Below are 514 nucleotides of genomic sequence, written 5' to 3'. Positions count from 1 at the left end.
TGTAAAGCCGCAGCATGAGTACCGTCTTATTATCCAAGTCAATCATTCTAACGCTTAATTTTGTTTTAGGGGTAGTGACTTCTTTTTCACAGTTTAGAGTCTTATTTACGTCTAGTGTACCGTTTTGTAAGTCAATATCAGACCATTTGAGGGCTAAACATTCACGAATGCGCAAACCAGTCGCTAAAAGCGTCTTATATAGCACCGTATCGTAGAAATTTTTGTAAGTATTAGGCAACCGATCCAGATAATTTAAGAATTTTTTTAAGTTATCATCATCCAGATATTTTAGTTTTTGCCCTTCTTTTGGTTTGCGACGTGGGACGATAATATCATGGGCAGGATTAAAAGGGATAACTTGCAAGGATACGGCATATTTAAGTATGCGTTTATTTAGCGAGTTAAGTTGCGGATATTCTTGGTAGCCTTTTCCTAGTTGATTGTACTCTTTTGCCCATTGATTAACTTGCTTTTGAATAACTGGGGGTGTTAGCCTATCTAGTTTGTAGTCTCC

At 37.2% G+C, this 514-nt stretch carries 1 protein-coding gene; it reads right to left on the bottom strand.

Annotated features, from left to right (window positions below; all coding sequences use genetic code 11):
• The coding region (locus HT723_RS11995; protein ID WP_172935216.1) for a tyrosine-type recombinase/integrase at window positions 1–514 on the bottom strand (514 nt) is incomplete at both ends.

Source organism: Streptococcus sp. 2106 (assembly GCF_013277315.1).
GTDB lineage: Bacteria > Bacillota > Bacilli > Lactobacillales > Streptococcaceae > Streptococcus > Streptococcus pseudopneumoniae.
This window is presented reverse-complemented; position numbering and strand designations above follow the sequence as displayed.